Annotated in this window: 9 protein-coding genes; 4 read left to right on the top strand and 5 right to left on the bottom strand. The window is 35.9% G+C overall.

From position 1 onward, the window contains the following. Positions 1–78: 78 nt before the first annotated feature. Positions 79–723 carry a hypothetical protein gene (locus N4270_RS16105; protein WP_260098381.1) on the top strand — a complete coding sequence of 215 codons (645 nt, stop codon included), beginning with the start codon at positions 79–81 and terminating at the stop codon, positions 721–723. A gap of 193 nt (positions 724–916) precedes the next feature. Then, positions 917–3,904 (top strand): protein translocase subunit SecDF, encoded by a 2,988-nt coding sequence (secDF, locus tag N4270_RS16100; protein ID WP_260098380.1) that lies wholly within the window; start codon positions 917–919, stop codon positions 3,902–3,904. Positions 3,905–3,984: 80 nt separating this feature from the next. Here secDF and N4270_RS16095 read toward each other — a convergent pair whose 3' ends face one another. From N4270_RS16095 to folE, 5 genes are all read right to left on the bottom strand, one after another. Then, positions 3,985–4,488, bottom strand: coding sequence for a DUF192 domain-containing protein (locus N4270_RS16095; protein ID WP_260098379.1), 504 nt, complete (start codon positions 4,486–4,488; stop codon positions 3,985–3,987). A gap of 1 nt (position 4,489) precedes the next feature. Further along, the gene (gene lgt / locus N4270_RS16090; RefSeq protein WP_260098378.1) at positions 4,490–5,416 is read right to left on the bottom strand and encodes a prolipoprotein diacylglyceryl transferase; all 927 of its coding nucleotides are present in this window, start codon (positions 5,414–5,416) and stop codon (positions 4,490–4,492) included. A gap of 305 nt (positions 5,417–5,721) precedes the next feature. Next, positions 5,722–5,958: a membrane protein insertion efficiency factor YidD gene (gene yidD / locus N4270_RS16085; protein WP_260098377.1), complete on the bottom strand. Its 237-nt coding sequence runs from the start codon at positions 5,956–5,958 to the stop codon at positions 5,722–5,724. A gap of 50 nt (positions 5,959–6,008) precedes the next feature. Continuing rightward, on the bottom strand, positions 6,009–7,487 hold the full coding sequence (gene cysS, locus N4270_RS16080) for a cysteine--tRNA ligase (RefSeq protein ID WP_260098376.1): 1,479 nt from the start codon (positions 7,485–7,487) through the stop codon (positions 6,009–6,011). An 89-nt stretch (positions 7,488–7,576) separates the two neighbouring features. Further along, positions 7,577–8,254, bottom strand: a complete 678-nt coding sequence (gene folE, locus N4270_RS16075) for a GTP cyclohydrolase I FolE (RefSeq protein WP_260098375.1) — start codon at positions 8,252–8,254, stop codon at positions 7,577–7,579. Positions 8,255–8,476: 222 nt separating this feature from the next. On the opposite strand from folE, the gene N4270_RS16070 reads away from it, so the two are divergent. Together N4270_RS16070 and N4270_RS16065 are read left to right on the top strand one after the other, a co-directional pair. Continuing rightward, complete coding sequence (locus N4270_RS16070; RefSeq protein ID WP_260098374.1) at positions 8,477–8,950, top strand: hypothetical protein; 474 nt, start codon at positions 8,477–8,479, stop codon at positions 8,948–8,950. A gap of 31 nt (positions 8,951–8,981) precedes the next feature. Then, positions 8,982–12,230 (top strand): PKD domain-containing protein (locus N4270_RS16065; RefSeq protein ID WP_260098373.1); only part of this gene is annotated, 3,249 nt, incomplete at its 3' end.

Below are 12,230 nucleotides of genomic sequence, written 5' to 3'. Positions count from 1 at the left end.
TTTTATGCCTTTTTCTTTAAAACCTACCGTTTAACGAATGAAACCGATTCAATATATAATTTTTGTTATATTTGGCGCATGAACACGAGATGGTACATTAGTACTTTAATAATTATTCTTACCCTTTTAGGAGGCATTGCTAGTGAACAGCAAATGTCTGTGCCTAATCAGGAACTCGTTTTACAGTTTTCTAGCACTCAGGTTTCTACTCAGGAAACGCAACAGGCCATTACGCTTGTAAAGCAACAGTTGCAAGCTGCAGGAGTTGAGAATATTCAAGTTCAAAAACAAAAAAGCGGTCAACTTAAAATCACGTATTACAGTGATGCCGATGTTGAACGTATCAAAGAATTACTTTCTAAACAAGGACAATTAGCTCTCGGTTATGTAACTCAAGATCACAATAGAAGTGAGTTGCCTTCCGAAGAGAAATCTGTTGTTTATAATCTCGATATTTATGAAATCCAGCAAGGTGATGAACTTTCTGGTTTACAAGGAAAATTAGCTTTAGAATCTAAGGCTGAAAATGACCGACTCATAAATCCTAATGTATTTGTAGCAATAGAAGCTATAGATATTAGAGGATTAGATCGCATTGTAAAAGTGGCTTATAAATTCCACAAAAACAGTGCAATCGCCATTGATAACAGATCGCGAATTATCCCAGAAGTTAGAGCTGGACCAACGACAATAGGGATGGCTAACTTGAGCATCTTGGCTTAAAACATTCCATCATACTTCCGTAAATGAATAAGCTATAAAGTTTCCGCTTTAATAAATTTATTCATTACTACTGGCTTTTAATGTTAGAAAAGCCATGTAAATCACATATATAATTACAAAAAACAATTGTCAAATCAACGCTAAATTTTATATTTGCGCGTTCAAAAAAAATTTGACTTAAAATTTATAAATAATGCAAAACAAAGGACTAGTTAAACTTTTTGCAGTGTTATTTGGATTGGTAAGTATTTACCAATTAGCATTTACATTCAAAAACAACCAAATCGACAACGCTGCTAAAACGTACGCAGAAAGTAAATATGAAGATTCAGACCAAATCAACGACGCTGAAATTCGATATTTAGACTCCATTTCTAATGTAGAAGCTTACAATATTGGTATTGCAAGTTTTACAGGAAAAGAAGTTAAAGAAAAAGCCATGAATCTTGGTCTTGACCTTAAAGGCGGATTAAATGTGATTCTTCAAATTTCAGTAAGAGATATCTTATATGGTCTATCTAATAAAAGTAAAGATCCAGCATTTAATAAAGCCTTAGTTGATGCTGAAGAAATTCAAAAAGACGCTCAAGAACCTTATTTAGAGTCGTTTTTTACGGCTTGGGAAAATGTAAAAGGTGACCAGAAATTAGCGTCTCCAGACATTTTTGCTAATAAAGATTTAGAAGACGATGTTAAATTAACCATGTCTGATAGCGACGTTAAAGCCATACTTCAAGAAAAAGTAGATGAGTCTATCGTTTCTGCTTTTGAAGTATTGCGTAAGCGTATTGACCAGTTTGGTGTGACATCGCCTAACATTCAACGTTTAGGTAATTCCGGACGTGTATTAGTTGAGTTGCCAGGTGTTAAAGATGTTAAGCGTGCAACAGAATTAATTACAACGACAGCACAATTACAATTCTGGGATGTTGTTAAAGACCAGGAACTTAATGATTTTATCATTGGAGCTAACGAAACACTTAAAACGAAATTAGGTCTTAATGAAAAAGAAGAAGCTCTAGAAGAACAAGACAGCACTGCAACCGATACAGGAAGTACAATTGATGATTTATTAGGTGATGCCTCTACAGACTCAACAAATGTTGCTGTAGTTAATCCGTTAATTGAAATGATTGTGTCTCCTAATAGTCAAGGTTTATTTACGCTTCGTTTAGAAGATAAAGATCAACTGCTTGAATATTTAAAAATGCCAGAAGTATTAGCTAATCTACCAGCTGATATGCGTTATACTAAGTTTGCTTTTGGTTTACCATTTGCCGATGAGGAAACTGGCGCTGAATATATCGATTTATACGCTCTTAAAGGGAATAAAGCAGATGAGCCTGAATTAAGTGGTGGTGTTGTTACCGACGCACGTCAAGCTTATACGCAAACCAATAAGCCTTCAGTATCTATGCAAATGAATGCTAAAGGGTCTAAGATATGGGAAGAAATGACTGGTAGAGCAAATCAAAACCAGAGTCAGATTGCCATCGTTTTAGATAGTATTGTGTATTCTGCACCAACGGCTTCAAGTGGTGCTATTTCTGGTGGTAATACCGAAATTTCTGGTAACTTCACCATTAAAGAAGCCGAAGATTTAGCCAATGTTTTAAGAGCAGGTAAATTACCAGCCAGAGCAGAAATCGTTCAAGCAGACCAAGTAGGGCCTTCATTAGGACAAGAAGCTATCGATAGTGGTACAAAATCATTCTTAATTGCATTAGCATTAGTATTAATCTGGATGATTCTTTACTACGGTAAAGCAGGTATTTTTGCTGATATCGCTTTATTATTAAACATCTTATTAATCTTTGGTGTCTTATCAGGATTAGGAGCGGTATTAACACTTCCTGGTTTAGCAGGTATCGTATTAACAATAGGTATGTCGGTTGATGCAAACGTGCTTATATTTGAACGAATACGGGAAGAACTTGGTAAAGGTAAATCGCAAAAAGAAGCTGTAAAAGATGGTTTTGCAAATGCATTATCGTCGATTTTAGATGCGAATATTACAACAGGTTTAACAGCATTAATTTTATTTGTATTTGGTACAGGACCAATTAAAGGTTTCGCAACAACCTTATTAATTGGTATTATGACCTCTTTATTTACAGCTATCTTTATCACACGTTTATTAGTAGACTGGTATGTAAACAAAGGGAAGAGCTTAGATTTCTCAACATCAATAACTAAAAACTTATTCAAGAATAACAACATCAATTTCATTAGCAAACGTAAAGTAGCTTATGTGGTGTCTGGTATTTTAATTTTGATAAGTTTAGGATCATTATTTACAAACAAATTAGATCAAGGTATTGATTTTGTTGGAGGAAGAACGTATCAGGTACGTTTTGCTGATGCAGTAAGTGCTGAAAAAGTTTCAGAAGACTTAACAGCAGTATTTAACAGTGTTGAGGTTAAAACTATTGGAAGTGCGAATCAGTTGAAAATCTCTACGAAGTATAAAGTAGATGAAAATTCAGTTGAAGTGGACGAAGAAGTGAAAACAATGTTATTCAACGGATTGAAATCTTACTTGCCTCAAGGCGAAACGTTCAAGGATTTTTCTGAAGCTAAAGATGATATCGGTATTGTATTATCAAGTAAAGTGAGTCCGACCATCGCAGATGATATCAAAAAAGAATCATTTTTAGCGGTCTTAGGATCATTACTTGTGGTATTCTTATACATTTTATTCCGTTTCAAAAAATGGCAATTCTCATTAGGTGCTGTAGCTGCAGTTTTCCATGATGTGATTATCGTTTTAGGAATCTTCTCATTACTATATAAATTTATGCCATTCAGTATGGAAATTGACCAGGCATTTATCGCAGCGATTTTGACCGTAATTGGTTACTCTCTGAATGATACCGTGGTTGTATTTGATAGAATTAGAGAAGTACTTGCCGAACGAGCAGGCTTTAAAGGTGGCGTTAATATTAACGCAGCGATTAACAGCACATTAAGTAGAACATTAAATACCTCATTAACAACCTTAGTGGTGTTATTGGCAATGTTTATTTTTGGTGCGGAGTCCTTAAGAGGCTTATTATTCGCTTTAATTGTTGGTGTTATCGTAGGTACATACTCTTCGGTATTTATCGCAACACCATTAATGTATGATACCTTAAAAAATAAAGGTATTGCGCCTCCAAAAGAAGACGAAGACAAAAAGTAATAGCATGTATAGCTATAATAAAAAAGCCACTTCATTTGAAGTGGCTTTTTTATTTTAAATATAGGTTTATAATTACAAATCTAGTTTTTTGTAAACTGAATTTTATCTCCTTTTTCTAAAGTCCACTGATCGCTCAAACCAGCATTCACTTCAAGAACATATTTTGCAGGTCCTTCAGATGGCAGAGAGCTTTCATCAAATGGTTGCGCATTTTTTTGAATGCTAACCACAGTTAGATCTTCGTCGATATAGATGATATCCAAACTAATTTCTGTGTTTTTCATATAAAATGAACGATAATCCGTGTCAGGAAAAATAAATAACATGCCTTGATTTGCTGCCATACGCTTACGATACATTAAGCCCGTTTGAGTCGAATAGTCATCATCGGCAATTTCAATGTCTAACTGACTTAATAGCGAATCAGATTCGGCTTTTTTAAGCTGAAGTTCCCCTTCTTTTTTAAATGTAATTTTAACTGTTTTAACCTGCGAAGATTGACGTTCTTCTTTGCAAGATACGACTTGAAGTGCAAGAGCTCCGAAGAATGACATCGACACCACTTTAAAAACGAAACGTTTCATATTAGGCTAATTTTGTTTTTGGTTTGTACATAAACATAAAGTATAAACCAATTAAAATAAATGGAATACTTAAGAGTTGCCCAGTATTGAGGCCAAGCATGGTGAGGTATTCATCACCTTGAGGTTCCTTAACGAATTCTACAAAAAATCGGACCGTCCATAATAACACCAAAAATAAACCAAATAAAAAGCCAGGTTGTTGTCGTTTGTTTGTTTTCCAGTAACAATATAAGAGGATTAAAAATACTAGGATATAACTGCCAGCTTCATATAACTGTGCTGGATGTCGTAAAGGGACTTTGTTTAATAATTCGGCATATTTAGGGTCACTTCCAACAGCAGCATAAGCTTCATTTACATCTTGTATTCCGGTTACTTTTACAATTTGATACTTGTTATAATAATCTTGTACAAAGCGAACACCAAGTGAAGATTCTGTGGCTTTTCCGATGATTTCAGAATTGATAAAATTTCCAATTCTTACAAAAACAGCACCAAGTGCTACGGGAACGACAACGCGATCGAGAATCCAAATGATGGTCTTTTTTAAAACCTTCTTGTTATAAAGGTACATAGAGATAATCATTCCAATGGCCGCACCATGACTAGCAAGTCCTTGAAATCCCGTGAACTCAAATCCGCCTGCAAATTTAAAAGGCAGAAAGATGCTAAAAAAGTCTTCAGAAATTAATTCACGTTGATAAAAAATAACATGGCCTAAACGTGCACCAAGCATAATACCGAGAACCGAATAGATAAATAACGAATCTAAAGACTCTTTAGTCTGGTTTTCGTTCTTGTAAATGCGTTTCATGATATTAAAGCCAAGTAGAAAGGCAACAATCCACATTAAGCTATAATAGTGTAGTGTAAAAAATCCTAAGTCAATTCCTTTTGAAGGATTCCAAACCATATCGAGAGCAAGCATAAAATTGATTTTTGTTGGGTAAAGATAGTATTTATGAATAAAACACAATTAGCATTAAGATAGTTTTAATCTTCTTTTTCAGGAACTGGATCATAGCCTGAACGTCCCCAAGGCAACGGAACGAAAAAGAAAATGTACAGTGTACATTTTTAGTGAACGTGTGAGCAGGCGCGAAGGAATATTTTTAGTTGTCATCCTTTTCAGGAACTGGATCATAGCCTGAACGTCCCCAAGGCAACGGAACGAAAAGAAAATGTACAGTGTACATTTTTAGTGAACGTGTGAGCAGGCGCGAAGGAATATTTTTAGTTGTCATCCTTTTCAGGAACTGGATCATAGCCTGAACGTCCCCAAGGATGACAACTAAAAATCCGTTTTAAAGCCAGTTTTCCACCTTTCCAAAGTCCGTGCTTTTCCAAAGCTTCTTTTGAATAATGGGAACAGGTAGGTTGAAATCTACAGGTTGCAGGTGTTAATGGTGAGATTAAAGTTTGATAAACTTTAATGAGAAACAGAAATGGATATGTAAGGAGTTTTTTCAAAAACTATATAGTTATTACTAAGTTGTCACGATGTTACTCCAAGCTAAATGCTAAAAACTGAACGTCGTTCCGTCTTTTCCATCATTTAACTGAATGCCTTTAGCAGCTAATTCATCACGTATTTTATCAGATAATGCAAAATCTTTATTAGCTCTGGCTTCTTGCCTTAATTGAATGAGTAATTCTACAGCACCAGCTAATTTTTCGGTACCAGAACCTGTTTCAGTTGCATTAACTAAACCTAAAACATCAAAAGTGAAAGCGTGCATTGTTTGTTTTAAAAGCTCTAAATCTTCGGCAGTTAAAGATGCCGCTCCTGCTTTTATCTGATTGACTTGTTTTGCAGCTTCAAATAAATGGGCGATTAAAATAGGAGAATTAAAATCATCATTCATCGCGTCATAACATTTTTGACGCCATTCAGCTACGTTAAAGGTTGAAGATTTTCCAGGTTTTAAATCCTCTAAAAGGTGCATAGCATCCATCAAACGGTGAAAGCCTTTTTCACTGGCTTGTAGGCCGTCATCAGTTAAATCTAAAACACTTCTGTAAGACGATTGCGCATTAAAAAAACGAATCACACTTGGTGCATAGGCTTTACTGAAAAATTTATTATTTCCAGAAAGTAATTCGTCAGGGTTGACTGTATTTCCTGTAGATTTAGACATACGTTGTCCGTTAAGCTGAAGCATATTGGCATGCATCCAGTAATTCACAGGTGTTTGTCCTTTGGCAGCCTCACTTTGAGCGATTTCACATTCATGATGCGGAAACTTTAGGTCCATGCCGCCACCATGAATGTCAAAATTATCACCAAGATATTTAGTGCTCATAGCGGTACATTCTAAGTGCCAACCAGGAAAACCGTCGCTCCAAGGCGAAGGCCAACGCATGATGTGTTGTGGTTCGGCACGTTTCCAAAGCGCAAAATCTTGCGGATTCTTCTTATCACTTTGTCCGTCAAGAGCTCTGGTATTATGTATTAAATCTTCGAGATTACGTTTGCTTAGTTTTCCGTAGTCATTGGTTTCGTTAAACTTGTGTACATCAAAATACACAGAACCGTTCACCACATATCCGAAGCCGTTATCAATAATGGTTTTTATGAGTTCGATTTGTTCAATAATATGGCCAGTTGCAGTAGGCTCAATACTAGGAGGAAGAAAATTAAAGGTCTTTAAAACATTATGAAAATCGACGGTGTAACGTTGTACAACTTCCATTGGTTCAATTTGTTCTAAACGTGCTTTTTTTGTGATTTTATCTTCTCCAACATCGGCATCGTTTTCTAAATGACCAGCATCGGTTATGTTTCGTACATAGCGCACTTTATAGCCAAGGTGTTTTAAGTAACGAAAAATCATATCAAAAGACATAAACGTTCTTACGTTTCCTAAATGGACATTACTGTAAACGGTTGGTCCGCAAACATACATACCAACATAGCCGTCTTCAATAGGTTGAAACGTTTCTTTTTTTCCGCTTAGCGTATTATAAAGTTGAATTTTTTGCTCTTTGTACAATTGCATAAAGTAACGAATTTAAAATGCGATGATTAGATTGAAAATTTTCAATAGTCAAAGCTAACATTTTATTTTTTCTTCGGAAGCGAGGATACTTAAAAAGTAGTTTCTAATTTGATGTAATCTAAAAACTCTCTTTTTGTTTCTTTGTTTTTGAATTTTCCACCAAATTCTGAAGTTACCGTACTACTGTCTACGTCTCTAATTCCTCTAGAATTGACGCATAAGTGTTTAGCATCAATGACACAGGCAACATCTTCGGTATTTAAAACTTGCTGAAGTTCCTTTACTATTTGAATTGTTAAACGTTCTTGAACCTGTGGACGTTTAGCAAAATAATCGACAATTCGGTTCATTTTGGATAGGCCAACAACAGTTCCGTTTGAAATATAAGCAACATGGGCTTTTCCAACAATGGGTAAAAGGTGATGTTCGCAGGTTGAATAGACCGTAATGTTTTTTTCAACGAGCATTTCACCGTATTTATATTTATTGTCAAAGGTTGATGCGCTTGGTTTTTTCTTAGGATCTAGACCTCCAAAAATTTCATTAACAAACATCTTAGCCACTCTGTTAGGTGTGCCATTTAAACTATCGTCTGTTAAATCGAGACCAAGAGTTTCCATGATATGTCTTACATCATCTTTAATGATTTCTATTTTTTCTGAAGCCGTTAATTTAAAAGCATCGTTTCTTAAAGGTGTTTCAGAAGCGGTTCCTACATGGTTATCTCCAACATCATCAATGTTTTGTATGTGTTTTTCTATTTTCATTCTATTGTTCCGTAAAAAGGAATTTCAGTTTAATTATATACGCATTCTTTATTTAAAAAGAGAGTGCAAAGATAAGCAATAAAAAAAAATGATTATAGGGTAGGGGTTTTTTAATTTAAGCTGTTATATGCCTATAATCGGCGTGGATGCACATGATATCCAATTTAACAGTTTGTTTATTAAAATTTTCTTAAATTCCGCATCCATAAAAAATAGATAATCATGAACTCAAAATTACTGTTCCCTCTTATGTTGTTATGTGCTTTATTAGCAACGTCTTCCATGTTTTCTCAGTCTTCAAATCAAAACAGAAAGCAAAAAACAGTTACTTATCATACTAATGTTAATAGCCCTTTAACGAGTAGTGAATTAGCAAAAATTAATGAAGTTTACGGTACAACTTCGACAGAAAATGTTTTAAGCAAGCCTCAGCGTTTAAAAGACATTAAAAATATTCTTCGAAATAGAGTTGAGATTAAAAGCATTCCAAATCCGAGTGATCAAAAGCCATGTACTTTATTATCGGAAGTTCCTCTAATGGATTATTACGTAACTAATTTAGAGAGAGCGCCTAATTTTAACCCTCAAACTTTTAATCCTTTAAAATATTTGTTCAGTTTTTATTCCAATGGAACGCATATGTATAGAGTAGATAATACCAATTACTTTATTATTATCAAATCTCAACACAAATAAAATATTAATTAGCCATTTATAATTATTAGCTATGAAAAAAGTATTACTCATAATTTTCACATTATTTTCATTTCACATTTATGCTCAGGATGTTGTCATGCAAGATGGAACGGTTACAACCTGCTCGGGAACATTTTATGATTCTGGAGGCTCAGGAGGTGCTTATTCAAGTAATGAAAACTTAGTTTTAACTATATGTCCTGAAAATGCTGGACAATTAGTTCAATTAGACTTTACGGCATTTAATACACAGCTTGGTGCTGATGTAATGACCATTTATAATGGTGACAGTGTTGCTAGTCCGCCTTTCGGAACCTACGATGGTGCAAATAATCCAGGTTCTGTAACAGCGACCGATGATAATGGTTCGGGATGTATAACCATTCAATTTGTTTCAGATGGTTCTGGAACCACTTCAGGATGGGCTGCAGATATTTCTTGTTTCACACCATGTCAGGTTATTACATCGCAAATAGATTCAGCGAGTCCTGCTCCAAATGGAGATGGTTATATACGAGTGTGTCCTAATGAAGAAATTACTTTAACAGGTAGTGGGAATTTTGAATTTGATGGTACAGGAGCGACTTATCAATGGGATTTGGATAATGGAAATTTAGTAGATGGTCAAACCGTAACTTTTTCTTACGATACTCCAGGCGTTTACATTGTTAATTTAAATATTAGAGATGCCAATACAGATTCAGATCCTCTAGGCTGTCCCAATACCAATTTGATTAATCAAGTTATACAAGTGGCTACCGAACCGGATTTTACTGGAACCCAAGCAGCCGATGATACGCTGTGTTTCGGAGAAACAACTACCATTGAAGGAGTTGTTAATCCTGTTCCTTTTGTAAATGACTGTACGCCTCCTGTTAGTGGAACCACATTCTTACCAGATGGTTCAGGGGCGGTTTATACCACATGTATCACAGTAGATTGTTATGAATCGGATCAATTATTAACAGATCCATCTCAGCTCATTGAGATTTGTGTTAATATGGAACATTCTTATTCTGGAGATTTGGATATAAAAATTATATCACCAAATGGTCAAGAAGCCGATTTGTTCACCCAAGCGGGAAATGGCACTTATTTTGGTGGCGCTAATGATGATGCAACGAATACGCCAGGAGTAGGAGCCGATTATTGTTTTTCAATGTCTGCAACCACTTTATTGCAAAATGCCAATACTATTACTGCAGGTTCCAATCCTCCAAACAATTCATGGGAACCAGGTACCTATTTACCGGTTGAATCTTTTAATGCACTAGTTGGAAGTCCTTTAAATGGAGATTGGTGTATTGAAATTGTTGACAACCTATCGATAGATAATGGTTATATATTTTCTTGGGGATTAAATTTTGACCCTAATATTCAACCACCAGAATTATCATTTACCCCAGCAATCACATCAGAATCATGGGATGCAGATCCATCAATAACTAATGTGACTGGTAATACAATAACAGTAGCTCCAGCTACGGCAGGCACACATTGTTATACGTATAGAGTTATGGATGATTTTGGATGTGAGTACACTGAAGAAGTGTGTATTACAGTAGAAGAAGAATTATTAGGCGATGTCGTTGCTGTTACCAATCCAATTTGTAATGGCGAAGATGCGCAATTTCAAATTACCGGTTCTCCAAATGGAACAGTAAGTTATAATATTAATTCTGGAGCCATACAGTCTGTAAATCTCGATGCCTCAGGATCAGCTATAGTTACGCTTGGAGTTCCATCAGTTGACCAAACTTTTAATTTTATAGATATAACTGTCGGCGCATGTACCTTAACCATCAATGAGAGTGAAACTATTCTTGTAGGTCAAGTATTTGACACTTCATTTACTATGACGCCAACTTGTGATGGAGGTATAGCAACGGTTACGGGAGATTCAGGAGGTGTATTTACATTTGAAGACCCACAGCCAACTGATGGTGCCGTAATTGATTCTGTTACAGGTACAGTTACTAATGGAGGTTCTAACACGACTTATACTATTCTATATGAATTTGCAAGTTCTTGTAGTCCAGGTACATCACAATCTGTTACTTCGCTTCCTTCTCAAGATGCAGGATTTACATTAACGCCAACATGCGATGGAGCTACAGCAACTGTGACAGGAGATTCTGGAGGTACATTTACATTCAATCCAATACCAACAGATGGTGCTATTTTAGATTTATTAACAGGAACGATTACGAATGGTACTCAGGGTGCAACTTATACTGTTGAATATGCTCTTGCTGGTGCTTGTCCTGAATCTTCTACGGAAAGTGTAACAGTATTACCATTTGAGGATGCCACTTTTACATTAACACCAACTTGTCAAGGTGCTACAGCTGTAGTTACTGGAGATGCTGGTGGTAGTTTTGCATTTAATCCCGTACCAACTGATACAGCTACAATAAATGCATCAACTGGATTGGTGGTAGGTGTTTCAGGAACGACTTATACGGTTGAATACACAACTTCAGGACCTTGTCCTGAAACAACTAGTCAGACTGTGACTGTATTGCCATCAGAAGATTCGTCTTTCGCTCTAACACCTAGTTGTACAGGAGCAACTGCTACAATCATGGGAGATGTTGGTGGAACATTTACATTTAACCCAGTTCCAACGGACGGCGCCTTATTAGATTCAGTGACTGGAGAAATTACGAATGGTGTGTCTGGTGCAACCTATACCGTAGATTATGTTACTTCAGGACCTTGTCCTTCTACGAGTTCTGTATCTGTTACAGTTTTTCCTGAAGATGATTCAAGCTTTACGATGTCACCAACGTGTGATGGTGGAATAGCTACTGTGACAGGATTACCAAATGGAACATTTGTATTGAACCCTGTTCCAACAGATGGAGCCACAATTGATTCTGCAACAGGAATTATTACTGGAGGGCAATATGACGCAACTTATACAGTCGAATATACTACTAATGGTGCATGTCCAACGACAACGGTACAATCAGTAACTGTTTTTTCTCAACCTATTATAGTGCCTCCAACCGCTTTAGAGGTTTGTGATGACGGTACTCCAGATGGCATTACCAGTATTGATTTAAGTTTAAAAAACGTAGAGGTTACAGGAAACAATCCAAATTATTCGGTGAGTTATCATTTAACTCAGGGTGATGCAGATTCAAATATAAACCCATTACCAATTCCGTATACTAATACCTCTAATGGCCAAATCGTCATTGTACGTGTTCAGGATATCAACACGGGATGTTATGATACTACGACTTTAGAATTAGTTGTAGAGCAGGCACCAATA

The organism is Psychroserpens sp. SPM9, from assembly GCF_025153525.1.
Taxonomy (GTDB): domain Bacteria; phylum Bacteroidota; class Bacteroidia; order Flavobacteriales; family Flavobacteriaceae; genus Psychroserpens.
The sequence above is the reverse complement of the archived record's forward strand: the minus strand, read 5'-3'. Positions and strand labels throughout refer to the sequence as shown.